Below are 26461 nucleotides of genomic sequence, written 5' to 3'. Positions count from 1 at the left end.
ATTCCATAATGTATGGATGCTCTAGATATGAGGTTAAACGAATCTATAGTATTTTCTTTAAAACATTTGCAAACCGTTGACCCGCACTCCGAAATACGCCTGATACTCGATTGTTTTGAATCGCTTCAGGTTCACTTTTTTCGCTACGGCGGAATTGCTCGCTCTGACTATATAACAATGTGCCAAAAGCCGTCTGATAAGCACGGTCATTCACTTGACTATTTAATAGCTTAAACGACTCATCATTATCAAAATGATTATAAGCACTGATAGCAGGATGAGTATTGGTCAGTACGACAGGCATTTTTAGTAGCTTTTTGGCAAAGGGTATCATACCTTTAATCGTACTACCGCCGCCAGTCAACACAATCCCTTTATCGATATAGCCTATCAAACCTGCTTCGTGTAATTGACGCGCTACTTCAGTAAATATCTGAACGTAACGAGCTTCAATAATACGTGCCAAGTTATAGATACCAATATTAATTTCGTCGCCCGAGCCTTGAGGCTTGAATAAAAAGAAGGCGCTTGGATCGACACTATTAACATCAGCTGTACCATGAGACTTCTTCAGCTTTTCAGCTTCAATCATGGAAATACCAAAATCAGCTGAAATATCCATTGTCACTTCATGACTGCCTGTTGCTATACAGTGTGTAAAAATCAACTTATTCTCTTTATACACACAAATGCTGGTCGTACTAGCACCGATATCTACTAAGCAAACGCCTTGCTGGCGTTCCTCAGTCATCAAACTATACTCAGCACTGGTCACTGCATCAAAAACAATATGATCAATGCCGACGTCACAACTTTGCAATAGTTTTTGGATATTCTGACGGCTGGCAACAGGCATCATCATCATGTGGTACATCACGGTGATATTGTGTGCCATCATTTCGATGACATCATCCACCATAAAGTCTTGCTCATCGACATAAATACCTTGCTGACAGCAATGCATCAAATAATAGTCAGATGATAAATCACGCGACTTTGCATTGGCCAATGCTTGTACCATGTCTTTGGCACGTACAACTTCATCTTCTACTTTGACCTCTCCAGCACTGTTTTTGCTAGATAGCTCAGGGGTCGCAAGCGTTAACCAAACACTATGTACACGGCAGTTAGCGGTGTCTTCTGCTTCTTGGATAGCTTGTTTGATAGCACCTTGCAGACGTTCACGATGCTTTATTTGACCTTGATAAAAATCGCTGTTTTTAACTTGTCCTACGCCCAAAATACGAATGTCTTTTGCAGAGACAACATTGCCTATGACGACATATACTGCCGTGGCACTTAGATGGACAACAACCAGATTTTCATTATTTTTCATGGTACCAGACAAATTATCGCTAAATAGAAGAGCAAGTGATGCTCTTCTATTAAATCATTAAAAAAAGCGTTACTAATACGCTATGATGTTGTATATATTTTCTTCAAACTAAATAAACCGTATTAGACCACATCGGTTATCTATAGATGTAGTGCTTACTTAGGCTATTCTGATTCAGCACTCTGTGTCACGTTCCAAGCGATGGTAAAGCCATTTTTATATCGTAAATCTACAGACTGTATTTCATTTCGACGCGTACTTAACTGATTGCCAAGCAGCTGGCTTAAATTCAGTAGTTTTTGCGCCGTATTTTCATTGTCTACAATCACACGTAATCCATTGTCAAAGCGGATTAGCCAAGTCATTCTCGGTGACAGAATGATATCTTCGACCTGCATACCAAGCGGTGCATACCAATCATTGACCTGCTGCATTTGTTGCATAATAACTGGCGCTTGAGACATCTCACCCTGTAAGGTCGCAAAACGTTCTTGTGTTAAATCTCTACTATCAGCAGGAACAAATACAGCGCCTTTTGCATCGACCAAACGTTCTGTACCAAAATTAGCAACTGCTTGCTTGGGTAATGCATTGATGACGATGCCGCGTTGCCAATCACGAGAGATACTCACTTGGTCTACCCAAGCTAAGCCCATCGTGATGTCGCGCAATGCTTGCAAATCAGAAGTAAAGAAGCTACTTACTTGTTGTTGTTCCATCACATCTTGCAATGAGCGATATTGAGCAGCAGACAAACCTTGATTACTGACATAAATATTTGCTGGCGGTGCATCACGTAACGCTTTGCCGCCCATCATTAATATTAGCACTAGCAAACCTAAGACCAGTATCATAAATAGATACTTTACCGTTGCCGGTATTTGGATCTTAGATTTTGGGCGACCGGCTTTATCACTCATCAAGTCAGTTACCTCGTTGACAGTTTGAGCCATAACGACCTTTGTCCCTATATTTGCATAAAACTGATCATGCTATTTATTGATATAAATCTGCGTATTTTTGGCAGAAGCTTATTAAGTCGATATGTTATCAAATTTTATTAAAAATATAGCTTATATACAGCGATTACGTTGATTTAAACGTAACATTTTTCTTAAATTATGAATAAGTTATCAGTTGTATTCACAAAACAACATAAATATCACCGAAATAGACCTATTCTTACAATATTAACGTATTTTATTGTTAAACAATAGCCAAACACTGACTAGCAGCAGCGAATTTACACAAGTTTACATGAAGCTGTGGTATAGCAGCTCTAGTGACACAAAGAGTCATCACTATCTGCTCAATTTAGTTGATTTGACAGTTATAGCGTTTGTGCCAAAATGTGCCAGCATAGTGCATCAAAATCTAATCCACGAGCTTTGGCCGCCATCGGCACCAAACTGTGACTGGTCATACCTGGTACGGTATTGATTTCGAGCAACCAAAAATTGCCTGCTTCGTCTTGCATAGCGTCAATACGCCCCCAGCCTTTTGCATCTACTGCACGAAATGCTGCAAGGCTTAAATCTTGCAGGTGCTTTTCATCAGCAGCGCTCAATCCACAGGGAATGTAATAACTGGTATCGTTACGATTATACTTGGCTTCAAAATCATAGAAGTTAGTAATGTCGGCAGGCTCAAGGCGAATAACTGGATAGGCTTCGTCATCGATAATAACAATCGTAAATTCGCGACCTGTAATCCAGCGCTCAGCCATTACCGCATCACCACATTCCACTGCAGTTGCATAAGCGGCAGGCAGCTCATCAAGATGATTAACCTTAGTCATGCCAATGCTTGAACCTTCATGAACTGGTTTAATGATAAGTGGCAAACCTAGCATGTTAACCACTTGCTGCCAGTCAGTATCAGCCGTCAATAATGCAAATGGTGCAGTTGATAAGCCGCAACCTTGCCACAGTTGTTTGGTACGTACTTTGTCCATACCTAGTGCAGACGCTAGAATCCCTGAACCAGTTTGCGGTATATCAAACCACTGTAATACGCCTTGCAACAAGCCATCTTCGCCGCCACGACCATGCAACACATTAAACACGCGGTCGAATTTGCGTAGCTCAGTAATGTCTTGATGCTTTGGATCAAAATGAGTGGCATCAACGCCTTGGTTTTGGAGCGCTTGTAATACTGCCGCACCACTGTCTAAAGACACGCTGCGCTCATTGCTACTGCCACCATAAATAACGGCTACTTTGCCAAACTGACTGGCATCTTTTACATGAGTCGTCGTGTCTACAGATGTATCATTGGTAGCTGTATTTTGAATGCTATTATTGTCTTTATTATCAGTTGTCATGAGGATCATCCCTAAATTTTAGCTTACTTAATATAAAGGTTATTGGCAGCCAAATCGATAGCAATCTGCCCGACATTACCAGCGCCTTGGGTAATCAGCATGTCGTTGGCTTTCAATAAACGCTGCATGACAGGTGCAAGATTGTCTTTATCAATAATAGTCGGTTCAACTTCACCGCGCAAACGGATACTACGCGCTAGTGACTTGGTATCAGCGCCCGTAATCGGACTCTCCCCTGCTGAATAAACATCTAATAATAATAGCTCATCAACGCTCGATAGCACTTCTACAAAATCATCGTAGCAATCACGGGTACGGCTGTAACGATGTGGCTGAAATAGCATCACTAAACGACGATCAGGGAAGCTTTGACGAGCGGCTTTGATGGTCGCATCGACTTCTTTTGGATGATGACCATAATCATCAATCAATAAGACATTACCATCATCGATATCGACAGAAGCGTGCTGCTCAAAACGACGACCCACGCCTTCAAATTTCTGCAAGGCACGCTCAATCGCTGCATCATCAACGCCTTCATCGGTCGCCATCGTAATAGCAGCAAGAGCGTTATAGACATTATGTGTACCAGGGATGTTCAACGTTAGGCGTAATGGCTCACGGTCACGGCGCAGTACGGTAAAATGAGTTTTGGTTCCTTCCGTTACCAAGTCTACAGCTTGCACATCATTGAACGGCTCTAGACCAAAGGTCAACACTGGACGACCGATATCATCGATCATTGCATATAGTTCAGGGTCGTCACCGCAGACCACTGCCAAACCGTAAAACGGCATATTTTGTAGAAACTGGATATAGGCGGCTTTTAATTTATCAAAGCTGTTCTCGTAGGTTTCCATATGGTCTTGGTCGATGTTGGTCACAATCGCCGCCATCGGATGCAATGACAAGAACGATGCATCAGACTCATCAGCCTCTGCTACCAAGAAACGGCTGCTACCCAATGCCGCATTTTTGCCTGACGCATTTAACTTACCGCCAATGACATAAGTAGGATCTAGCTGTCCCTCTGCCATCATTGTGGTGAGCAAACTCGTCGTTGTCGTTTTGCCATGCGCGCCAGCAACCGCGATACCATGACGATAGCGCATTAGCTCACCAAGCATATCGGCGCGGCGTACCACTGGCAGACGAGCTTCAAGTGCTGCTTTTACCTCAGGATTGCTACGATCAATCGCTGATGAAACAACTATGACGTCAGCATTGGCAATATTTTTAGAGTCATGGCCAATCGATATCTCAATACCAATTTGCTGGAGACGCTTAGTCACCAAGCTTTCTGCGATGTCAGAACCACTGACCTGATAGCCTTGATTGTTCATCACCTCAGCGATACCGCACATGCCTGAGCCACCAATACCGATAAAATGCAAATGCTGAATGCGGCGCATTTCTGGTATTTCAATCAAACGCTTAGGTAGAGCTTTCGCAGAGGTAGGCATAAGGATCTCTCTTTATTAAAGGTCAATAAAACTTAGTAAATTCAAATAAGGGGTATGAGCGACAGACTATAGCGCTTGCCAAATGATGTCAGCAACTTGCTTACTCGCACTACGGTTGGCCAATGCATGGCCTTTTTTAGCCATTGCCAAGCACTTCTCTCGATTGAGTACGCCAAGCTCGTCACTGAGACTTTTGGCAGTTAGCTCTGACTGTGGCAATAAAACTGCAGCATCATGAGAGGTCAACGTGCGCGCATTAGCCGTCTGATGATCATCCACTGCATGCGGTAGTGGTACAAAAATAGCGGCGATGCCGACGTTTTGAATCTCGGTCACGGTCAATGCACCTGCGCGGCAAACAATGATGTCTGCCCAGTTATAAGCTGCAGCCATATCATTGATAAAGGGCTGTACAGTAAACTGATGGTTGTTTAGGTTTTGTGCGCTATAAGCTGCTTGCGTGGCTGCTTCATTGTTGCGTCCACACTGGTGTAGGACTTCAAATGGTTGATCTAGTAATGCTAATGCTTTTGGTACTGTATCATTTAATACCTGAGCGCCAAGTGAACCGCCGACTACCAACAGTTTAAGTGGTGAACTGTCATTTACATCGTAGCGTATGGTTGGCTCTGCGACACCAGTAATGGCATTACGTACAGGATTGCCCACTGTCTCAAGCTTGGCATCTTGCTGACTATCGGCAAAGGTATTTTCAAACGCTTGTAAGGTTTTGGTCGACAGTTTAGATAGGTAGCGGTTACTCATGCCAGCGATGGCATTTTGCTCATGGATAATCAAAGGCGTATTAGTCATACGCGCAGCGATACCGCCAGGTGCAGTGACATAACCACCGAACCCAACGACCACGTCAATCTGATTACTGCGAATCACTTTTACGGCTGCCATCGTCGCAGCTAGCAGAGTCATTGGTAGCTTCAATAATCGACCAACACCTTTGCCACGAAGCCCTTGCATATTAATAGCATGAAAGGGATAACCTGTCGGCTCAACCAAACCATTTTCCATACCGTTTGGCGTTCCCAACCAATGAATCACCGCACCGCGCTGGGTCAGCTCGTCGCTCACTGCAAGCGCTGGAAAAACATGCCCGCCCGTACCAGCTGCCATCATCAATATATGCGGTGTTTTCATGAACGCCTGCCTATCTTTACTTTATTTATATGAAGGGTTTATCTCACTGCTGCAGTGACAATTATGAAAAATAATGACCTAGCCAAAGCCCGCATAGTATAGAGGAAATCATTGTCTTATATACAGTACTTTATGCAGCAAAAATAACAAAAATCCAAGCCATGATCGGTCATAGCTTGGCGTCGTGTAATACTAGTAAACGATAAGAAAATCCAATGACTAACAATACCTCAAAATATGGGTTTTACGTAGTCAAAATATTCCTGAACTCAAAACTTTCCTGAGTATAGCTAAAGCTACGCAGTAAATTTATTCTCAATCGCCATGATAAAGTCGGTCGCGATATCTGTACCGCATTGGTCATCAATCTCACGTACGCATGTTGGGCTAGTAACGTTAATCTCAGTGATACGTCCACCGATCAAGTCTAGACCAACGAACATTAGGCCTTTTTCTTTGACGATTGGTGCCACAACTTCTGCTACTTGACGTTCAATATCAGTCAATGGCATGGCAACACCGCTACCACCAGCTGCTAGATTACCACGGGTCTCGCCTTTGGTTGGAATACGAGCCAAACTATAATCTACCACGACTCCATCGACGATCAATACTCGTTTATCGCCCTCTTTGATTTCTGGCAAATAACGCTGCGCCATAATGGGCAAAGTCTCAAGCTCAGTCAGTATCTCTAACGTCACTCCGATGTTTGGGCTATCAGCGGTTAAACGAAAGATACCAGTGCCGCCCATACCATCTAGTGGCTTGACGATGACGTCCTGCTGTTCAGCGATAAACTTACGAATGTGTGCTTGTTTGCTAGTCACAATCGTTGGGCTCATATAATCGCTAAACCACGTCGCAAATAACTTCTCATTGCAGTCGCGAATCGCCTGTGGGTCATTGACTACGAGCACGCCTGCTGCTTTGGCATGGTCAAGCATATAAGTGGCATAGATAAAGCGCATATCAAACGGTGGATCTTTGCGCATCAAAATCACGTCATAGTCGGCGACTGGCCCTGTGCTTTTATCACCCAATGTATAGAAATCTGCAGGATCACGCTTTACTGTCAGTGGCTGCGTATCAACCATCAACTGACCACGGTCCAACCACAGGTCATGAATCTGACAATAACCGAGCTGATGGCCACGGTCTTGAGCGGCCCACATCATAGCAAGACTGGTGTCTTTTTTATAATTGACCCGCTCGATAGGATCCATAATAACGAGTATTTTTAGCGACTTTTCTTGTTTTTGTTGGCTCATGATAAAACTCACTTACGTTATATTATTAATATGAAACACACCTACTAAACAACATCAGTGCCCAACTATACGCCGTACTGCTCACGGTAGTGTTGCATTTTGGCTAACTGGGTCGCGTCTTTATGCTGGCCGTTTCGTGCACCATGGTCATCGGCCAAATAACTGATCAAGTCATCAATATCAACCAATGCACGTACGGGCACTTCTAGTGTCGCGGCAAGCTCTTGAATAGCAGAGTGATCTGCTTGACCTTTTTCTTTACGATCAAGTGCGACGAGAATACCAGCAACGCTTGCGCCTGCTTGCTCTAAAATATCGACCACTTCGCGCATGGCTGTACCCGCTGTGATGACATCGTCGAGCACCCAAACGGCCTTGCCAGTTACGTCAGCACCGACCAAATTGCCGCCTTCGCCGTGAGTTTTGGCTTCTTTACGGTTATAGCCCCATTTGGCATTGATGCCATGATGTAGCCATAACGCTTGCGCCGTCGCTGCGACAAAAGGAATGCCTTTATAAGCCGCACCAAAGATAACCAGTTCTTGCTCATTACCGCCATTATTTGCCGCACTTATTTGTTCAGCTAAGGCATCTGCATAGCCGCGTGCTAGCAGTGACAACATCTCACCAGTCGCAAGCAAGCCTGCATTAAAAAAGTACGGACTGATACGACCAGACTTTAGGACAAACTCACCAAACTTTAGCACTTGGTTGTCGAGAGCCAGTTGAATAAATTGATGAGATGAAAATGTAGGGTCTTGAGGGCGTGTTACATGAGACATTATGACATTCCTATCAGCAAAAAGAGGGGGCAAAAAATTTGCATTATTGTACGCATTATTGATCAGCTTGACCAACCATTGATCTCATAATCCTGCATATTGGCATAGCGAGTCAGCAAACCACTACGCGACGAGATATTAAAATAGCTCTGTCCATCTGCTCGGACTTGTATCTCCCAGCCCAAATGATAAGCGGCAACAATAATATGGCCAGCAAATAGTCGAATCTGACGATATGCGTGGCGCTGCGATGGCTCACAAACGATTTGACTCAGCAAATAGCTACGCACATACTGACAAATTTCTGCGGCGCTATAACTATGATTGATACTCTTACGGGTACTACATTGCTTTAGCGCATGGACAGCCACGCTACATGCCATAATATCCGTGGCCAAACTACCCTCGCCTGTTTCAAACTGCTGCGGCTGTAGTATCACTTGCCAATCATCGGCATACAGACTGTTGAGTAGCTCATCAGGATTATAGCGTTTGGTCAATGCGCGCATAGATAATAATGCAGAATTTTGAGCCTTGCTGTCATTGTTTGAATCGTTGTTTGAATCGTTATCTGATTCAGTCACTGTAGAGTTATCAATAGGCAAAAACCCATAACGGTTCAGTTTTGGATAAGCGCGAATCGCCTGTTGAATATCCGACATATCTAATAATGTCATATCTGATAATGTCGATATTAACGGCTGCTCACTATGATTCTGATAAAAGCTATCCGGCAATTCGATAAGCTGTGCCGCATTCAGCAATGATAAATGCTCAGCCAGCGCTTCTGAAGCAATCAGCGACCACTTTGACAAACTGTCTGCATTGGGCTGATAGAACCGAGTCGAGTTACCGTAGAGCCTACGCAGTTGACCATTTAGGCGACGAGCAGGCTCAGGAATATCACTTAATGGTCTGGCAGGGTCAAGAGGAGATTGTTTGGGATCAAAGTTAGGATGTACGATCGCAGGTTGCTGCGAATCAGCTAGCATAGACGATTGACCAGCCTTTTTTTGGACGTGACCTTCTGCCAGCTGCCCGCCTTCTGTTGCCAGATTAGCATGAGACAAACGGTCATCAGAAGTAGAAGGCTGGGACATGAAATCTCCATAAACTATAAAATAAATAAGAACGATTATACCAAGGACTATTTTACTCTTTAGGGCTCAGCTCTAAAGGCTTACTCTTGATAATTCAAAATATCTCGGTAGCCTGTCTGCCAATCAGCATAATCAAGCCAAGCTAACGGAATGTTGCTGTGCAAGCGTTTTCCTGTCACTGAGGTTTTTGTATTATCAATAGTAGGAGGTGTCTCGCCAACCTGCTCACTAAGCCAAACCCCTAGTTCAAACGTAGTAACAGGTCTATAGTCCGTCGCTAGATAGACAGGTTTTGGTGTCTCTATCGTCAACACTTTGGCGATGATATTGACCAAGTCGCGATCCATAATACGGTTGCTCCAATGCTCAGCTGGCACTGGATCTTTATTTGGCTCACGAGCCTTACGTAGTCGCATTAAGCGCTCGCGACCGTAGATACCACTGGGGCGAATAATAATGGCTTTATCACCGAAGCCTTGTTGCAGCGCTTGTTCTGCTTGCAATATCACTTTGGAAGCTTCGCGCTCAGGGGTAATAGGCACAGTATCTTCATCAATCCATTCGCCACTATCCTGCCCGTAAATACCCGTTGAGGAAATAAAAACCACGCGCACAAGGCTGGTTAGCTTATCCGCAAGCGTTGCCAAATGCTGACTAATCGCTAGATAACTGTCGTGATAACCGCTGGTTGAATACTCGTCAGGGGTGACGATAATCGCAATATGAGTAAATGCTTGTAGCTGCTCAGCAGTCAAAGTCAACGCATTAGCCTGCAAAAAATCTGCACTATCTACCAAATCATAGTATTCGCGCTCACTACGAGCCAGCCCAGTCACACAATAGCCATCTTGGCCGAGTTTATTGGTCACTGGTAGGCCAATATCACCTTGTCCGATAATCAGTAAATTTTGCGTACTCATTTTATATCCTTAAAAATAGCGTCTGTATGACAATTGCACATCGTCATTGGCATCGACGCGATCTTGCCAATCGTAGTTGGCATTGATGCGTAATGCTTGTTTTTTATCGATATCGTATTGCAGACCTAAGCTTGAGATCGGCTGCCAGTAATGACCGCGAACGTTAGAGTCATCACTGCTGCCATGATACCAATATGGCAATTGCAATTCAGCCTGCGCGCGTAACTGATTGTTAATCTGATAACGGCAGCCAGCATTCACGCCTGCGCCTACGCGAAAACCTTTATTAATCCCGCGCCCGGCTTGCCCTTTCCCTGATAATAGGGCATAGCATAGCTGTGGCGGCATCTCACCAGTACCAGCACTAGGTGTACCGAACGCCCACGACCAGCCAGTTTCATAGCCAACGCTCCCAACTAAATGATCCCGACCCTCGGCTTGCGAGCCATCATTCACGCGCGTCGCTTCGACACTTGCGCCCCAAATCTTGCCTTTTTTGGCAGCATTAACAGGGTTAAAAGAGCGGCCACGAATCAAAGTGACGTTTTGCAAGACCACACTGTCTGGCTGGTTGGGCTTATTATCATCTGTGTCATACAATCGTAATGTCGCAGCCAGCCCTTCTAAATTAAAAAACTGTGGATACCCTGAAGCGTGGTCAAGCGTATCATGAAATCCCGCTCGAAACCCAATATCCATATAGTCATTGTCACCACGCTGCCCTATACCTATCGTGCCCAACTGTAGCGGATGCCTGTCTATCGGATTATTATCCGATACGTCGATTTGACGCTTGAGTAGTGTTTGCCCATCATCTGACATGCTCGATACAGGGTTGAGCTGCGCAGACTTAATTTCATTCACGGTTTGTTTGGCGCTATTATGATAGCCCAACTGCGCGCGCTGTTGTTTTTTCTCATTGAGCTGAGCTTGACGCAAAGTATTATCAGCAGGCGTATAAGTGGTACTTGCCAGCAACTGCTCATTATTTAATAGCTGAATCACATCAGAAGGCACGACAGCATAAGACAGCTGGCTCAATAGATTTTGCTGCGGGCGGACAACATCAATGAGACGCAGAATCTCAGAAGCACAATTATCCGTAGTGAAATAATACGGCATCTTTAACGCTTTGGTTTCCCAAACGTGACGCATAATCTGCTGCACTTCCGCTGGTGTCAAGCTCAACTGATATGTCCACGTATCACGTTCATCATCTTGCAGGTATTTCGCTAGCATCTCTGGATATGGGTCAATTTCGATAGCGCTGTTGTAGCTACCAATCATTGACTTGGTAGCATAGACTGGAAAACTGTCGTTTGGATCACCGTCTACCGTATAGTTCAGCGCATAAGCCTTATCAATTTGGTTTGGATTGGCGATACTCGCTTTTGAGTCAATGCGTAGTAATGTATGAGCAAATGCAGAGAGCGGATTGTCCAAGTACTCCTGCGCAAACATGATAGACAGCTGCTCAGGCGCCAATGTCGACATCCACTCATCTAGCTCAGGACACTCAGACGAGAGACTTGCAGCATCGATCGCTAGCACCTCTGTCAACCATGCCACTCGTGCTGGAAAACGACATAAGACAGAATTATTATTGGTATCAGTTTTGGCTTGGTCGTTATCAGTTGCTGATGATGACGCCAACTCTTGTGCAAGTGCTGCGAGCATCGCATCCAACTCTGCACCTGAATCTCGTTGACCATTTTTACTTAAAAAAAAGCTCGAATCATCAACCAAACTCTCTGTTTTCTTTTTACCCAATACACTGTTTTTATCATCGTAAAAATACAACAAGCGTCGCCATGTTGTATGCTGTGCCAACTTGTCTGCTTTTACTTGCTGCCGCCATGTTGATAGTAGCTGCTCTGTCTTTAAGCTTGATTCAGATAAAGTACTATTTTGAATATTAGGTTCAGCACTATTAATATTATCCGGCTCGGATAATGCATCTGAATTAGAATAAGTAGGTGCTGTGCTAGTAGGTGCTATGCTAGATGCGTCAGGTGACAATGCATCTGATTCAAGGACGGACAGGGGCGTTGGTAGAAATGCCTGTGTTTGAGCCGAGAGCAGCAACCCTGCTACAGCCAATGGTAGACGTGCTCGCAGGCCAATGGGCATTAGCGTACAATCGATAGGTATGGACGTCAGTTTTATAGACATGAGGTAAAATCTCGCACGTTATTATTCATACGCTATCAGCGTTATTAAAGTTGCTGGGTCAGAAAATCATACACGTCGCCCACTATCATTTAACTATTTAGATAGATTTTTATCACACCATTATCAATACTAGTATAAAAAGAGAGCATTATGCCTGCATCATTGCCAAACTCATCATCTACGTCGTCAATGACTATCAAAGATGGTCTACTATCGGCAGCCATTTGGCTGGCCTCACCCAATTACAATGTAAGGCCAAAAGGTTTAAGTATTGACGCTATTGTCGTACACAATATTAGTCTACCACCGAATGAATTTGGTGCCTGCGACACTAATGGTACGCATTACGTGAAAGCATTATTTACCAATCAATTAGACTGGGATGCTCATCCTTACTTTCAAACAATTAAAGGTGCAGAAGTATCAGCGCATTTATTTATCGAACGTGATGGCGCTATCACTCAGTTCGTCAATTTCAACGAACGGGCGTGGCATGCTGGGCGGTCTAGCTACTTGGGTCGACCTGAATGTAATGATTATAGCATTGGCATCGAGCTCGAAGGGTCGGATTTTGTGTCCTTCACCTCTGCTCAATATGAGCAGCTAGCCAAAGTAATTGCCGCCATTTATAAGGCCTACCCCAAAACACGCCGCCACTTGACAGGCCATAGCGATATCGCGCCTGGGCGTAAGACTGACCCTGGTGATTATTTTGAATGGGCAAGGTTGCGCCAGTTAGTTACTGATGCAATGAAAAACGATGCACCGTCACATAAGTGATTTCCACACTCAATCCATTTATCTCAATGGTGAAAGTGATATAATTCGTCAGTTTTTCATCCATATCACATCGGCACATAACTCAATATACAACTTAGCAAGATAGGTTCTCATGGCAAAAAGTCGGTTATTTCGTTCAACCATGGTGGTCAGCAGTATGACCATGTTATCGCGTATTTTAGGTTTGGTACGTGATGTTGTATTGCTAGGGGTTTTTGGTGCAGGTGGTTTGATGGATGCCTTTTTAGTCGCCTTCAAAATCCCAAACTTCTTACGACGACTGTTTGCAGAAGGTGCGTTTAGCCAAGCTTTCGTGCCGGTACTGTCCGAATACAAAGAAAAGTACAGCTTGCAACAAGTGCAGATTTTGGTCAGTCGAACCTCGGGTGCATTATTGCTAGTGTTATCGATGCTTACGGTGGTGGTCATCTTAATCGCACCTTGGGTGGTGACATTGTTTGCCCCTGGATTTGCCGATCAACCCAACAAGTTTGCCATCACTGCTGAATTACTGCGTCTTACCTTTCCGTATTTGCTATTCATCTCTATGACAGCCTTTGCGAGTGGTATTCTACAAAGCTACGGTCGTTTTGCCGCACCCGCCTTTGCGCCCGTGTTATTGAACCTGTGTATGATTGGTGGTGCTCTGATTTTTGCGCCAATGTTTGATACACCCATCATGGCGCTTGGCTATGCCGTTGCTATCGCAGGTTTGCTACAGTTTTTGATTCAACTGCCGCAGCTCTGGCAACAAAAGCTGCTTGTCGCACCAAAGATTGATTTTCAGCACGAAGGTGTTCGTCGGATTTTAAAGTTGATGTTACCTGCTATCTTTGGTGTTTCTGTTACTCAGATTAATTTACTATTAAACACCATCTTTGCCTCGTTAATGATTGGCGGTTCCGTCTCTTGGCTCTATGCAGCTGAACGTATGAGCGAGCTACCATTAGGTCTGATTGGTGTGGCAATTGGTACCGTCATATTACCAAGCCTATCAAAAAGCGAAGCTCAAAAGGACGATGTCAGTTTCAAAAAGACCATCGACTGGGCAGCACGTCTTATCATCTTGGTCGGTGTGCCTGCCTCGGCTGCCTTATTTGTACTGGCAGATGTATTGATGCAAGCACTATTTTTACGCGGTGAGTTTACCTTACGTGATGCCCAAATGAGTTCACTGGCCTTACGTAGTATGGCAGGTGGTATCTTAGGATTTATGCTCATTAAGATTTTTGCCCCTGCATTTTTTGCGCGTCAAGACACCAGAACCCCTGTAAAAATCGGCATCATTTCTGTCATCGCTAATATGATTTTTAGTGTTATTTTTATCGGGATATTTTACTTTTTAGAGATACCACTACATGGTGGTCTGGCATTGGCTACGACTGGCGCTGCTTTTGTAAACGCAGGCTTGCTATATTACTTCTTACATAAGCGTGATATTTTCCGTTTCGGTCCACATTGGAAAAAGCTATTTACGCAATTTGCTATCTCGACTGGCTCTATGATTGGCGTGCTTTATTTTATGCTGCCTTACTTTCCTACCGATGAGGCTCAGTGGCAACGTATCGTCGCACTGATCATTATGTGTGCCATCGGAGCGCTGGTTTACGGTGTTGTATTGCTAGCAACTGGGTTCCGTCCGCGTCAGCTAAAGCACGGCTAGGATAAAGTATAAGCAAACTCATGGCAGGCTTACGAAACCAAAACAAGCCTGTTATGAGAAATGACAATGCTCGCTGCTGATAATTGTCATAATAGATCATTAATGAATAAATGACATTTGAGGTTTGATATGACAACGAAACAGCCAATCTTTCAGCGCTTACCAATTTTGCTAGCAACTGGTGTACTAAGCACTGGATTACTTATTAGCGGCTGTAGCAATAATGAGTCGGCTGAAACTGCTACCGATAATGAAGATGTGGCAGCGACTGTTGATACCTCGGAAGACGTTTCATTGGACAATGATACGACTGACCAAGCAGAGATTGCTGAAAGTGCTAGCGAAACAGGCGAAATTACAGATAGCGCTGAAAATAAGACAGCAATTGATAGTGATAACATTAATCCAGTCACCGATGCGACCAAACAGAAAAGCCTAGTGACTAATCCGACTCAAGCCGGTACGCCAGAAGATACTGTCAAGCAAGCCCTAAACAGCTTATATTACGGTGACGTGAAAGATGCGGCGTCATATTACCAAGTCGATATGGCAAACTTCGAAGAAGAGCTTGCCAATACTCAGTCTGCGTTTCAGCAAACGGTGGATGGCGTTACGATTACTGATACCAAATACAATGATGACAAAACTCGTGCCACCATTACTGGCGAGCTGATGCTAAAAAGACAGAGCGAACCTGCACCACTGACCTACCAGCTACAGAAGATAGAAGGTCAATGGAAGATTTTAGGTTAGAGCGTTTTAAGTTAAATTGTTTCAGGTGCTTTATCTAAAATATCGTCTGACGTGACTGCTTTGCCAAGCATCACAACATCAGCGATAAACCCTTCCATATCGCAAACTTCGGGCATATAACCCCATTGTTCAAAGCTAAGCTTACGGAACAATCCTAAGCTTGGATGGTTATGAGCAAAGACAAGGGCGATGATATTTCGAATACCTAGGCTTGGTGCTTGCGTCAACATCCAACGGGTCAGCAAACTGCCTAACCCTTTGCCTTGATAATCTTGATTTAGATAGATGCTAATCTCGGTACTGATGTGATAGGCCGTACGTGCGTACAAATCGCTAAAGCTGCCCCATGCGACTATCGGTGCCTTTGTTTGATCTACATCATCTGATGATAGTGCTTTGACTACATATATCGGTCTGGTTGCGCTATCCAAATGCTCTTCAAACCAAGCGGCACGCTCCTCTAGCGTAACCAATGCAAGATTGGCTGTTGCTTGTTTGCCCGGTATGCTTTGATTATAAATGGCTAAGACTTCTGCTAAATCTTCTTTACTTGCACGCTGCACAACGAACTGATCGGTAAGCTGATATGTCGATAGGTCGGTTGGTATGGTATTCAAGGCAGCAGCAGACATAAGATCTCCATCGTTGTCGAGATTGTTGTTAGGATTACTATTAGCATCATTGGCAATAAAGAATAGCTACCCTACGTGCCATACTTGCATTACACGTAGACTATAGGATGTTAGTGTGGCTATTTTACTTTATAATGGCTGGTTTTAGACACATCAATTTTAAGCATAGATGTGTTTTTTCGTTTTTTATTTGGTCTCATCATAGCTGAAAACTTATGAAAACCTATTTTCTTGAGCAACTGATTTCGTCGCCACATTCTTCATCTACGGACACTGTCCCAGTAGAGTTGGCATCTTGCGTGCTCACTATCGGCAATTTCGACGGTGTGCACCTTGGTCACCAAGCCATGCTAGCCCAAGTTCGTGAGATTGCACATACCCAAAATTTGGGTGCGGCGGTCATGATATTTGAGCCGCAGCCACGCGAGTTTTTTGCACCTGCTAAAGCGCCTGCACGCCTGACCAATCTGGCAGAGAAGCAAGCACTGCTGGCAGAATATGGTGTTGAAACATTGATCGTAGCAGGTTTTGATACAGAATTTCGCTCGCTATCAGCACAAGCATTTGCCGATATATTAGCCAAGCGTTTGAACGTAAAAGCGTTGGTGCTGGGCGATGACTTTCGCTTCGGCCATGACCGTACTGGCGACAGTCAGTTTTTGCGTGATTATGGTTTGGATGTGACTAACCTGCATACGGTCACTGATGGTCATACTAATAACGATCGCATTGATAGCGGCAGTATCGATATTATCGATAACGACGCTGCACGTATCAGCTCTACTCGCGTTCGTGATTTATTATTGGCAGGCGACATTCAAGCGGCAAACAGGTTACTTGGTCGTGACTATGCCATCACAGGAACCGTCGTCCGTGGCGATCAGATAGGTCGTACTATGAACTTCCCTACCGCCAATATCGATTTGCAGCGAATAAAACCGGCTTTGCACGGTATCTTTGCAGTCGATGTGGTCAGCCTAGACGACGATGGAAATGTCATAGCGAATGGTTTGAGCAAGCATGCAACTGACGACAAGATAGGTATTGCAGGGCTGCGAGCACATAGTTTGTTTGGAACCGCCAGTGTCGGTATCAGACCTTCGGTGAATAAAGGCAGTGATTGGCGCTTAGAAGTCCATTTCCCAGAACTGCAAGCTGATTTATATGGATTGAATTTGCAAGTACGCTTCTTACACTTTTTGCATGGTGAGCGCCGTTATGAAGGCTTAGATGCGTTAAAGGCTGGTATTCATCAAGATGTCGCTGATTTACTTGAGTGGCGTAAAAAACAAGCTTAAGGTTTAGCTAACCTCACATCATCCGCATAGAAAAGCCCCACGATAATATCAATATCATGGGGCTTTTTATTAATTATATTTCATTGGTTACATTACAGGTTTTTAGGCATCGGGATGCATACGCACGTTCAAGTCATCGATGACTTCAACCCATGCTGCGTCTTTTTGCCATTCTTCTTGCAAAAACATGCGCTGGTTGTCCGTCCAAACGCTTGCTTCAGTTAACTTTTCTTCGCTTGATAATGGGTTATTTTCGACAAAGTTATCAATCGCTTCGTCAGTGTTATCAAGACCCAATTGAGCAAATAGCTCATTCATATTATATTCTGGTTCACCCAACATAATTTTTCCTTAAATATTGTGAATTAGTTATTATTCAAATTGACTTAATTATTGTAGCAAGCTTTATTTAAAAAGCTGTTAATCAACGTTTATCTAACGTTATCAATTGTGTTAATGGCAAATTTTTATCCATTTAGCCAATTCACGATAAAAAATCATGAAACTGGTTCAGACAGACACAAAAAAGCCCTCATATTTCAGAAGGCTTTTTTTGACTAAGAACTGATCATACTCAAAGCAAACTTATGGTAGTAAGTGTGCTACCGCATCACGCTCTTCACTAAGCTCTTGCTCAGTGGCAGCCATTTTCTCTTTCGAGAAATCTGATGATACGTCAACGCCGTCTACGATAGACCAGTCACCGTTAGTGCATGTGCATGGGAATGAATAGATCAAACCTTCAGCAATACCGTATTCGCCGTTTGAGTAAACGCCCATAGATACCCAATCATTTTCATCAGTACCTAGCGCCCACGTACGCATGTGTGCGATAGCAGCGTTGGCAGCAGAAGCCGCAGATGATGCACCGCGAGCTTTAATAATCGCAGCACCGCGCTGTTGTACTTCTGGGATATAAGTCGCTTCGTACCATTCACGATCAACTAAATCTAGAGCAGGCTTGCCGTTTACCGTACAAGCAGTTAGATCTGGATACTGAGTTGACGAATGGTTGCCCCAGATGATCATTTTTTTCACGTCATTTACAGTGCTGTCAGTCTTACCAGCCAACTGCGCCATAGCACGGTTGTGGTCTAAACGAGTCATTGCAGTGAAGTTGCGTGGATCAAGATCTGGCGCATTGCGCTGAGCGATAAGTGCGTTGGTGTTGGCAGGGTTACCGACTACCAATACTTTTACATCACGGCTAGCGACTTCGTTCAATGCTTTACCTTGTGCTGAGAAAATCGCAGCGTTGGCTTCTAGCAAATCTTTACGCTCCATACCTGGGCCACGAGGACGTGCACCAACCAGTAAAGCATAATCGATATCTTTGAATGCGACATTAGCATCGTCAGTTTGGACGATACCAGCCAACAATGGGAATGCACAGTCTTCTAGTTCCATGACCACACCCTTTAGGGCGTCAAGAGCTGGCGTAATTTCAAGTAATTGCAAAATAACTGGCTGATCTTTACCTAGCATCTCGCCAGATGCAATACGAAATAGCATCGCGTAGCTGATATTACCAGCGGCACCAGTGACGGCAACACGTAAAGGCTGTTTCATTGACATTGAATACTCCCTAATTAATTATTAGATAATTCTAATGAACGATTATCATTTTAGATATCGACTTGTTTGCCGCATAGCAGCATGTATAAACCGAGAGCTAGTGTAGCACTTCATCGCAGTGACCGTCTAGATACAGTCATAGACCCGTCAGGGATTATATTGTTACATTTTATACGAGAGGAGCTCTATAGAGGCTAAGCGCTTACGAATAAAGCGCTAGAGGGTTTCAGTACATGATAACTAAAGCATATTTTCACTGTATTATACGTAGATACAATGGTCAAAATAGGCAATTTGCACTATTAAGTTGGGCTAAGTGAAATGAAAAATGGTATCAAAAAAGAAGTTTGAGCAGGTAACTAAGTAAAGGCTATCGTCCACCTGAAATGATAAATTTACTGCCACAGCTGTCTATAACGTCATGACAAGTGCCAAAATCACTACCTTCATAACACACGTGTATATCAGTAAGTATCGATTGGCGACGGCTGCCTTCTTGACAGATGAGATCCACACTGTTTGATGACATACCACTATTGAGACGGGTCATTTGACTGATAAATCGTGATTTGGAAACGGTATAACTATTACCCGTATTTAACTCGTTCGGTAATTTCAATCCGCCTGCATAATTGGTAATTTGGCGGAAGTAACTGCTAGCGCTAAGCGGACTACAGGCTCCGTAACGTTGCCACGTTTGGCTACGTACCGTTGTGTCAGGCATGATTCGGTTAACGACTTTTAGTTGTAGCGGGGTGAGACGTGGCTCACTACCACGACCGCAGCGCTCGCCATATCCCATATCCAGACCAGATACGGTCAATGAATACCCTTCTAAACACTGACGCATACGTGCCCGCGTTGGCTGCATATTACATAATGCTGGGGTCATCTCAATCATCAATACGCGCTGACCAGTCTTAACCGTGCTAGCCGCCTGTGCTGGTAGCAGTATAACGCCTTGTATAAGTATTAAAGCGCCGAAGCTCATCGTTGCTTTAGTACTACCTACACGGTGTTTGCTAGCCAAACCTGCACGCAATCGCATCATAGAGTTAGCAGCCTTGTTGCTCAGGTTTGTATCTGTCTTTGTATTTGCCTTCGATAAAAAGCATATCCGATTAGATAATGAATATTTGGTTTTTGGCGACGTAGACAGACTAAAATATTTTTTGATCATAGGACTGAAGGCAGTTAGTTAGCAATGATAAGACATAGGCTATAACTTAAATCATTAGACGCGATACATAAAACACGTATTGACCTAAGAACAAGACTGAAAAATAGGGTTTCCCATTAAGGCAATGGTAACAAAACGTTTTTTTTAATCTATAGCAAAAACGTAAACGTTGACGACATCGTCAGGAATCTCGATAAATGTTGATAAAGCACTGAAGGATAAAGACTGTAAAATTTGTCTTAGCCAGATGAGTGCTGCCTGAGCACATCAGAGTTGATCAATTGACAAAGCAAATTAGCAGATAAAAATAAACCACTAACAATAAATCATTAGTGGTTTATCAAATGCAAGTTCAGTGATTAAAATCCAGCTGGCACCGTACCCATACGCTGAGTAATCGGCTGACCACGACCCAACAGACTGCTATAAATAGTGGCGTTTTCCATCACGTGTTTGACATAGTTACGTGTCTCAGGGAATGCAATCGACTCTACATACTGATCTGCGGCAAGTGAGCCATAAACTGGCTGCCAGCGTTTGGCGTTATTGGGACCAGCATTATAGCCCGCGGTTGCCAATACTGGCTGATAATTAAGCTTGCCCAAAATATCACCCATATACCACGTACCATAGCGAATATTGGTATCACCGCTGTTAGCACGGCTCGCACTATACGTCTCACCTAGGTTACGAGCGATATATTTTGCAGTATCAGGCATAACTTGCATTAATCCACTCGCGCCTACGTTTGAGCGCGCAGAGGATACGAAACGGCTTTCTTGACGCATAATACCGTATGCCCATGCTGGATCAATACCCGCTGACTCACTATAACGTACGACTGCGCTTTGATGCGGCATCGGATGCGAAAGTGCTAAGCTATCCACTCTATCAGTATTATCAACCGCATAAATCGCGCGATCGAGCCAGCCCATATCATAGGCTTGACGAGCAGCGGCAATAATTAAATTGTCATCACGATTGTCACGAGCTTGCTTCACTGCCCAGTTCCACTCACGGTTGGCATAAGCACGACTGGCCTCAGAGTTGTATAACGCAAACGCACGGGCAAAGTTGGCATCTTGCATGACGCGCGTGCGGTCAGCGGTACTGACATTAGGCAAATTACTACCGCCTAAACGGCTAGCATCGAAACGCTGCCCTATTTTGTCTTTTGCCATCAGGCCATAGTAGTCATTACTTTTTGCTAAGTTTTGATACATTTTTTTGGACGTATTGCGCTTGCTACTATCGCTTGACTGCTCATACGCACGAGCTAGCCAATACTGCCACTGGGCTTCTTTTTGCGTTTCGCCGTCCATTTTTGAGATAGCTTCTACCACATCATCCCAACGACCAAAGCGAATCGCTGCCATCGCGTAGTCTTCAGCTTCTTCAAAATTAAAGTCATTGTCTAAACTGTTGCGGAACCAATCCACTGCTTCAGCGTTAAAGCCATCGTCAGTGTTATGATTCATACGCTGAACGCCAAGCGTACGATAAGCATAGCGTCGTGTTTCATCATTCAACAATCTGACCGCGCGCTGATTGTCTTGTTTGATATCAAAGTCTAACTGTAACGCTGCCTCACGATAAGACTTATCAGCCATACGGCCGATTGCGTACATATATAGGTATTGATTGGTTTGGCTAGCAGGCTCACGACCAAAACGGCTAAAGAAAGAAGATGGGTTTAGCTGAATTTCACTGAGCGCCGAATAAGCAATTGGCGTACCAAGGCGTGATGACAATGCCATAATATCGCCTGTCTTGCCTTTACGTAACATACGTTTCAGACGAGCTGCACGATCTTGATTACTAATCAGCGCGTTGTTGTTCATCTCCATCGCTAGCTGATCGCACAATGCTGTTTGCTTTTTAGTGGTTAGCCAAACATCAGATTTGGCTGCCATAGCACGCATGGTATCACCGCCATTATTAAACCCAAGCGCAACCGCACAGCGCTCACTGGCATCGGCATTGGTAATCAAATTGGCTACCTGTCTAACCGAGGCATAATCATTCGATCCTGCTTTGGTCTCCGCAAAATCAGCCACCAATTTCTCAGCCATAACCGTATCTGGATACTGACGCACAAACTGCGAGACAGCTGCTGAACTTTGTGAATTGAGATCTAGATTCATACGCCAATAGGTCGGATACATGGCAAATAGACCACCACTCATGACTTGCTCATAGTTATAGAGCGCACTTACATCACCGCGATCTGCGGCGATAGCGGCTGCCATAAATGAGTCAATACTACTGTCTTGCTGATAATCTTGTTGATAGTTACTTTCTTGTTGATAGCTTTCCTCATCGCCCCAGGTCAACTCGGCACAAGCGACTTGTGACACACCAAGTGCACTGACCGCTGTTGCCACGCTCAACGCGCTCAACCGTAGCATACCTACTGTGATTCGCTTTGACGCGTGTTTTTGACTGATAGACTCTTCATCCTTGATGCTATGCGCAACACGCAACTTTGTCATACTGACTCTCTTTATGATATCTCTACAAATATGTGAATAACGGTTCGCTAAGTACCGCCAAGGGTATAGCAATCATCATACTATACTCATTGTGCTTTCAACTATCTCCTTTACCTTTTGTTAATAAATAGGACAGCACGGTGTAACATAGAAGTGATAATGAGCCGCAGTTTTTATGAATAGTAATACGAACGACAGTAAATAATTGATACTGCTATGAATTATTTATCATATTGAGGACCTATCGCTCGTGCTAATTTTTCACATTGGCACAGGGTTGTGATAAAATACGCCACCTGTTAATCGGCTACTCCGCTATATTTTTGGTCAATCATGGACTTATCCTTATGAGTGTTACTGTATTCAATCCCCGCATCGATGACGATGCTGTTGCTGAGACGACTGTCACCGCACGTGCTGTCACTGCACTCAAAGGAGCAAGTTCAGCCCAAGCGCCTGTCGAAAAAGCAGCGACAAAAAAGGTCTTTGTCACGACCCAAGGTTGTCAGATGAATGTCTATGACTCTGGCAAAATGCTAGACGTGCTCGGCGATTCGCATGGTATGGAAGTCACTCATGATATCGATGAGGCCGATGTACTACTGATGAATACCTGCTCTATCCGCGAAAAAGCGCAAGAAAAAGTCTTTTCGGAATTGGGCCGCTGGCGCAAACTAAAAGAAAAACGCCCTGACCTTGTCATTGGCGTTGGTGGCTGCGTCGCTTCACAAGAAGGCGATAATATTCAAAAGCGTGCGCCTTATGTCGATATGGTATTTGGCCCGCAAACCTTGCATCGCCTGCCAGAACTATATGACCAATCAAATGAGCAACGTGAAATCGCACCTAAAAATCGTATTGGTACGATTGATGTGTCATTCCCTAGCATTGAGAAGTTTGACTTTTTGCCAGAGCCAAGAGTAGAAGGCTACAAAGCCTTTGTCTCTATTATGGAAGGTTGCTCAAAGTATTGCTCATTCTGCGTGGTGCCTTATACCCGCGGTGAAGAATTGTCACGCCCACTTGATGACGTATTGGCTGAGATTGACAGCCTCGCTGCCCAAGGTATCCGTGAAATCAACCTATTGGGCCAAAACGTCAATGGCTATCGCGGCGAAAAAGACGATGGCAGCATTTGCCGTTTCGCTGAGCTGTTACATTATGTCTCGCATGTCGACGGTGTCGAGCGTATTCGCTATACGACTAGCCATCCGCTAGAGTTCACTGATGATATCATTGACGCGTATGCACAATTGCCAGAGCTAGTATCGCACTTGCATCTACCGGTTCAGAGTGGCTCAAATGCAATTTTGGCAGCGATGAAACGTAACCATACGATTGACGTTTATATCAATCAGATTAATAAGCTAAAAGCCATTCGTCCAGATATTCACTTGTCGAGCGACTTTATCATTGGCTTCCCTGGTGAAACTGATCAAGACTTCCAAGATACCTTAAACTTGGCGAAAGAGTTGAACTTCGATCACTCTTACAGCTTTATCTACTCTAAGCGCCCAGGCACGCCAGCCGCTGAGTTGCCAGATGATGTGAGCTTCACCACCAAAAAAGCTCGCTTGGCTGAATTCCAAAAAGTCATCATTGACTCGACACTTGCCAAAACGCATGAGATGGTCGGTACCACTACTCGCGTTTTGGTTGAACAAGTTGCCAACCGTCATCCTGACTGCTTAATCGGTACGGCAGATAACACTCGTACCGTTATGTTCCCTCACGATGTTGAGAAAATGGATGAGCTATTGGGTAAACTTGTGAGCGTACGTATTACTGATTTCGTCAGTCCGCACATGGTGAAAGGTGAGCTAATCGAAGTATTGGCCTAGTAGTTAAGGTAACAATGGTTAAGTTATAAGTTTGAGCAAGAATAAAGAAGCCGTTCACTATAATAGCGAACGGCTTTTTTGTGCGTGAATATTAACTATCACTATTCTGATAACCAATCTGTCTTCCGTAACTGTTGCTTGGTCTCGCGGCGACGTTTTTTTCGGACGATGTCGATATCTTCCTTTTCGTGAATACCACCTTTTCTTAATAGTGGATCAAGTGCCAAATAATTACGTGGCTTGATAGTGCTTAGCGATTGCTGTACACCTGTCTCAGCCTGTTGATCTAACTGTCGTTCAATCTGTTTGGCCTTTTTTAAGGTTTGTTTTAAGCTCATATTTTTGCCTATATTTTTAATAACTCTAAATCTGTTTTATATATTCGAATGACAGCATAGTGAGGTCACGACTAGGAACTCGAGCGCAAATAGTACACTTAGTACATTTAGCTCGATTGACACCGTCATGACTCGCTATGTTTTTATTCGTTAGCCTTTAATACACATGACCTGCTTAAGCGTATGCACCACCTCAACCAAATCCGTTTGATTGGCCATCACTTCATCGATGTCTTTATAAGCGCCGGGTATCTCATCGATGACGCCTTTATCTTTGCGACATTCGACACCATCCGTCTGCGCTTTTAGCTCATCAATGGTGAACGCTCGCATGGCTTTACCACGGCTCATCTGTCGTCCTGCGCCATGTGAACATGAGCAAAACGATTCCGCCTCGCCCAGACCACGTACGATAAAAGACTTTGCGCCCATAGAGCCTGGAATAATACCAAGCTCACCTTCATAAGCACTGATCGCGCCTTTACGCGTCACATAGACTTGCTCACCGAAATGCACCTCTTCATTGACATAATTATGATGACAATTGATGGCTTCTTTGGTCAGCTGAAACCGTGGTAATCCCGCTTGTGGCGACTGTAAAGACTTAATGACAAGACGCATCATCTCACGGCGGTTCTCTAACGCGTAGTCCTGCGCCCAGCCCACTGCTTCGACATAATCAGCAAAACTATCAGACCCTTCAGCGAAATAAGACAAATCTCGATCTGGTACATGACCAAAGCGCGATTGACATTCTTTTTTGGCAAGGTTAATAAAGTACTGTCCGATACAATTACCGATGCCGCGACTGCCAGAATGCAGCATGACCCAGACATCATTGTTCTCATCCAAGCACAGCTCAATAAAATGATTGCCACCGCCGAGTGTTCCCAACTGCTTTGCCCACGTACGCTCAAAACCTTTAAGCATTTTAAGTAAACCTGGGTGTTTATCAGTAATCGGTTTTAGGCGTTTACCTAGTGGATCAAGCGTTGAATTTTTGGCTTGGATTTGCTTATGCATATTGAAGCCAACTGGTACTTGTTGCTCGACCACCAAACGTAGTGATTTTAAACTATCGGGCAAATCGCTTGCCGTAAGTGACAAGCGTACCGCGTTCATACCGCAGCCGATATCCACACCGACCGCCGCAGGAATAATGGCAGACTTGGTCGGAATCACACTACCAACGGTTGCACCTTTGCCAACATGCACATCAGGCATGACCGCAATATGCGAGTGTACAAACTCTAGCTGAGCCAAGTTACGTAATTGCTGCATCGCGCCTTGCTCGATATCAGAGGTGTAAATCTTGACAGGTACGCCATGTTTACTATTTTTATTTAATACTAATTGAATGCTCATTATTTATTTCTTCCATTTTATTATTTTA

At 44.2% G+C, this 26461-nt stretch carries 22 protein-coding genes; 5 read left to right on the top strand and 17 right to left on the bottom strand.

Annotated elements, in window-relative coordinates:
- Positions 1-43: 43 nt before the first annotated feature.
- The 10 genes from ftsA to CXF69_RS09325 form a co-directional block, all read right to left on the bottom strand.
- Positions 44-1336, bottom strand: coding sequence for a cell division protein FtsA (ftsA, locus tag CXF69_RS09370; protein WP_057761435.1), 1293 nt, complete (start codon positions 1334-1336; stop codon positions 44-46).
- 164 nt (positions 1337-1500) lie between these two features.
- On the bottom strand, positions 1501-2289 hold the full coding sequence (locus CXF69_RS09365; RefSeq protein WP_101205773.1) for a cell division protein FtsQ/DivIB: 789 nt from the start codon (positions 2287-2289) through the stop codon (positions 1501-1503).
- A 377-nt stretch (positions 2290-2666) separates the two neighbouring features.
- Positions 2667-3659, bottom strand: coding sequence for a D-alanine--D-alanine ligase (locus CXF69_RS09360; protein WP_220455997.1), 993 nt, complete (start codon positions 3657-3659; stop codon positions 2667-2669).
- A 23-nt stretch (positions 3660-3682) separates the two neighbouring features.
- Complete coding sequence (gene murC / locus CXF69_RS09355) at positions 3683-5122, bottom strand: UDP-N-acetylmuramate--L-alanine ligase (RefSeq protein WP_101205772.1); 1440 nt, start codon at positions 5120-5122, stop codon at positions 3683-3685.
- 66 nt (positions 5123-5188) lie between these two features.
- Positions 5189-6274 carry an undecaprenyldiphospho-muramoylpentapeptide beta-N-acetylglucosaminyltransferase gene (gene murG / locus CXF69_RS09350; protein WP_101205771.1) on the bottom strand — a complete coding sequence of 362 codons (1086 nt, stop codon included), beginning with the start codon at positions 6272-6274 and terminating at the stop codon, positions 5189-5191.
- Between the two features lie 296 nt (positions 6275-6570).
- A complete protein-coding gene (gene gshB, locus CXF69_RS09345) occupies positions 6571-7542 on the bottom strand; it encodes a glutathione synthase (RefSeq protein WP_101205770.1) in 972 nt (323 codons plus the stop codon).
- A 65-nt stretch (positions 7543-7607) separates the two neighbouring features.
- Positions 7608-8324 (bottom strand): orotate phosphoribosyltransferase, encoded by a 717-nt coding sequence (gene pyrE, locus CXF69_RS09340; protein ID WP_101205769.1) that lies wholly within the window; start codon positions 8322-8324, stop codon positions 7608-7610.
- Positions 8325-8386: 62 nt separating this feature from the next.
- Positions 8387-9424 (bottom strand): hypothetical protein, encoded by a 1038-nt coding sequence (locus CXF69_RS09335; RefSeq protein WP_101205768.1) that lies wholly within the window; start codon positions 9422-9424, stop codon positions 8387-8389.
- A gap of 80 nt (positions 9425-9504) precedes the next feature.
- Entirely contained in the window at positions 9505-10344 is an 840-nt protein-coding gene (locus CXF69_RS09330) for an SDR family oxidoreductase (protein WP_101205767.1), read from the bottom strand.
- A 9-nt stretch (positions 10345-10353) separates the two neighbouring features.
- The gene (locus CXF69_RS09325; protein WP_101205766.1) at positions 10354-12516 is read right to left on the bottom strand and encodes an Lnb N-terminal periplasmic domain-containing protein; all 2163 of its coding nucleotides are present in this window, start codon (positions 12514-12516) and stop codon (positions 10354-10356) included.
- 150 nt (positions 12517-12666) lie between these two features.
- Here CXF69_RS09325 and ampD point away from each other — a divergent pair, with 150 nt between their 5' ends.
- The 3 genes from ampD (at position 12667) to CXF69_RS09310 (ending at position 15712) form a co-directional block, all read left to right on the top strand.
- Entirely contained in the window at positions 12667-13296 is a 630-nt protein-coding gene (gene ampD, locus CXF69_RS09320; RefSeq protein ID WP_101205765.1) for a 1,6-anhydro-N-acetylmuramyl-L-alanine amidase AmpD, read from the top strand.
- Between the two features lie 112 nt (positions 13297-13408).
- Positions 13409-14959 (top strand): murein biosynthesis integral membrane protein MurJ, encoded by a 1551-nt coding sequence (gene murJ, locus CXF69_RS09315; RefSeq protein WP_101205764.1) that lies wholly within the window; start codon positions 13409-13411, stop codon positions 14957-14959.
- A 129-nt stretch (positions 14960-15088) separates the two neighbouring features.
- On the top strand, positions 15089-15712 hold the full coding sequence (locus CXF69_RS09310) for a nuclear transport factor 2 family protein (RefSeq protein ID WP_101205763.1): 624 nt from the start codon (positions 15089-15091) through the stop codon (positions 15710-15712).
- Between the two features lie 11 nt (positions 15713-15723).
- On the opposite strand, the gene CXF69_RS09305 is transcribed toward CXF69_RS09310, so the two are convergent.
- Positions 15724-16344 (bottom strand): GNAT family N-acetyltransferase, encoded by a 621-nt coding sequence (locus tag CXF69_RS09305; protein ID WP_101205762.1) that lies wholly within the window; start codon positions 16342-16344, stop codon positions 15724-15726.
- A 215-nt stretch (positions 16345-16559) separates the two neighbouring features.
- On the opposite strand from CXF69_RS09305, the gene ribF reads away from it, so the two are divergent.
- A complete protein-coding gene (gene ribF / locus CXF69_RS09300) occupies positions 16560-17642 on the top strand; it encodes a riboflavin biosynthesis protein RibF (protein ID WP_102078586.1) in 1083 nt (360 codons plus the stop codon).
- A 102-nt stretch (positions 17643-17744) separates the two neighbouring features.
- Here ribF and CXF69_RS09295 read toward each other — a convergent pair whose 3' ends face one another.
- From CXF69_RS09295 to CXF69_RS09280, 4 genes are all read right to left on the bottom strand, one after another.
- A complete protein-coding gene (locus tag CXF69_RS09295; RefSeq protein WP_101205760.1) occupies positions 17745-17984 on the bottom strand; it encodes a DUF2789 family protein in 240 nt (79 codons plus the stop codon).
- Between the two features lie 243 nt (positions 17985-18227).
- Positions 18228-19211: a malate dehydrogenase gene (locus CXF69_RS09290; RefSeq protein WP_101205831.1), complete on the bottom strand. Its 984-nt coding sequence runs from the start codon at positions 19209-19211 to the stop codon at positions 18228-18230.
- Between the two features lie 376 nt (positions 19212-19587).
- Positions 19588-20268, bottom strand: coding sequence for a T2 family ribonuclease (locus tag CXF69_RS09285; RefSeq protein ID WP_227522950.1), 681 nt, complete (start codon positions 20266-20268; stop codon positions 19588-19590).
- A gap of 488 nt (positions 20269-20756) precedes the next feature.
- Complete coding sequence (locus tag CXF69_RS09280) at positions 20757-22805, bottom strand: lytic transglycosylase domain-containing protein (RefSeq protein WP_404944625.1); 2049 nt, start codon at positions 22803-22805, stop codon at positions 20757-20759.
- A gap of 431 nt (positions 22806-23236) precedes the next feature.
- Between CXF69_RS09280 and miaB the strand changes: the two genes are divergently transcribed.
- Positions 23237-24730 (top strand): tRNA (N6-isopentenyl adenosine(37)-C2)-methylthiotransferase MiaB, encoded by a 1494-nt coding sequence (gene miaB / locus CXF69_RS09275; RefSeq protein ID WP_101205758.1) that lies wholly within the window; start codon positions 23237-23239, stop codon positions 24728-24730.
- 101 nt (positions 24731-24831) lie between these two features.
- Here the strand turns inward: miaB and CXF69_RS09270 are convergent, their stop codons facing one another.
- Both CXF69_RS09270 and CXF69_RS09265 read right to left on the bottom strand, forming a co-directional pair.
- Positions 24832-25068, bottom strand: coding sequence for a hypothetical protein (locus CXF69_RS09270; RefSeq protein WP_101205757.1), 237 nt, complete (start codon positions 25066-25068; stop codon positions 24832-24834).
- Positions 25069-25218: 150 nt separating this feature from the next.
- A complete protein-coding gene (locus CXF69_RS09265) occupies positions 25219-26433 on the bottom strand; it encodes an RtcB family protein (RefSeq protein ID WP_101205756.1) in 1215 nt (404 codons plus the stop codon).
- Positions 26434-26461 lie beyond the last annotated feature (28 nt).

This window comes from Psychrobacter sp. Choline-02u-9 (genome assembly GCF_002836505.1).
Taxonomy (GTDB): domain Bacteria; phylum Pseudomonadota; class Gammaproteobacteria; order Pseudomonadales; family Moraxellaceae; genus Psychrobacter.
This window is presented reverse-complemented; position numbering and strand designations above follow the sequence as displayed.

Bases quoted from the DNA above. Each gene is read 5' to 3' on its own strand.
- ampD (WP_101205765.1), top strand. From the start codon at position 12,667: ATGCCTGCATCATTGCCAAACTCATCATCTACGTCGTCAATGACTATC.
- CXF69_RS09280 (WP_404944625.1), bottom strand. From the start codon at position 22,805: ATGCTACGGTTGAGCGCGTTGAGCGTGGCAACAGCGGTCAGTGCACTT.
- pyrE (WP_101205769.1), bottom strand. From the start codon at position 8,324: ATGTCTCATGTAACACGCCCTCAAGACCCTACATTTTCATCTCATCAA.
- CXF69_RS09290 (WP_101205831.1), bottom strand. From the start codon at position 19,211: ATGAAACAGCCTTTACGTGTTGCCGTCACTGGTGCCGCTGGTAATATC.
- CXF69_RS09335 (WP_101205768.1), bottom strand. From the start codon at position 9,424: ATGTCCCAGCCTTCTACTTCTGATGACCGTTTGTCTCATGCTAATCTG.
- ribF (WP_102078586.1), top strand. From the start codon at position 16,560: ATGAAAACCTATTTTCTTGAGCAACTGATTTCGTCGCCACATTCTTCA.
- CXF69_RS09305 (WP_101205762.1), bottom strand. From the start codon at position 16,344: ATGTCTGCTGCTGCCTTGAATACCATACCAACCGACCTATCGACATAT.
- CXF69_RS09270 (WP_101205757.1), bottom strand. From the start codon at position 25,068: ATGAGCTTAAAACAAACCTTAAAAAAGGCCAAACAGATTGAACGACAG.
- CXF69_RS09365 (WP_101205773.1), bottom strand. From the start codon at position 2,289: ATGGCTCAAACTGTCAACGAGGTAACTGACTTGATGAGTGATAAAGCC.
- CXF69_RS09310 (WP_101205763.1), top strand. From the start codon at position 15,089: ATGACAACGAAACAGCCAATCTTTCAGCGCTTACCAATTTTGCTAGCA.
- miaB (WP_101205758.1), top strand. From the start codon at position 23,237: ATGAGTGTTACTGTATTCAATCCCCGCATCGATGACGATGCTGTTGCT.
- murG (WP_101205771.1), bottom strand. From the start codon at position 6,274: ATGAAAACACCGCATATATTGATGATGGCAGCTGGTACGGGCGGGCAT.
- CXF69_RS09330 (WP_101205767.1), bottom strand. From the start codon at position 10,344: ATGAGTACGCAAAATTTACTGATTATCGGACAAGGTGATATTGGCCTA.
- CXF69_RS09360 (WP_220455997.1), bottom strand. From the start codon at position 3,659: ATGACAACTGATAATAAAGACAATAATAGCATTCAAAATACAGCTACC.
- CXF69_RS09295 (WP_101205760.1), bottom strand. From the start codon at position 17,984: ATGTTGGGTGAACCAGAATATAATATGAATGAGCTATTTGCTCAATTG.
- CXF69_RS09265 (WP_101205756.1), bottom strand. From the start codon at position 26,433: ATGAGCATTCAATTAGTATTAAATAAAAATAGTAAACATGGCGTACCT.
- CXF69_RS09325 (WP_101205766.1), bottom strand. From the start codon at position 12,516: ATGTCTATAAAACTGACGTCCATACCTATCGATTGTACGCTAATGCCC.
- murJ (WP_101205764.1), top strand. From the start codon at position 13,409: ATGGCAAAAAGTCGGTTATTTCGTTCAACCATGGTGGTCAGCAGTATG.
- gshB (WP_101205770.1), bottom strand. From the start codon at position 7,542: ATGAGCCAACAAAAACAAGAAAAGTCGCTAAAAATACTCGTTATTATG.
- murC (WP_101205772.1), bottom strand. From the start codon at position 5,122: ATGCCTACCTCTGCGAAAGCTCTACCTAAGCGTTTGATTGAAATACCA.
- CXF69_RS09285 (WP_227522950.1), bottom strand. From the start codon at position 20,268: ATGATGCGATTGCGTGCAGGTTTGGCTAGCAAACACCGTGTAGGTAGT.
- ftsA (WP_057761435.1), bottom strand. From the start codon at position 1,336: ATGAAAAATAATGAAAATCTGGTTGTTGTCCATCTAAGTGCCACGGCA.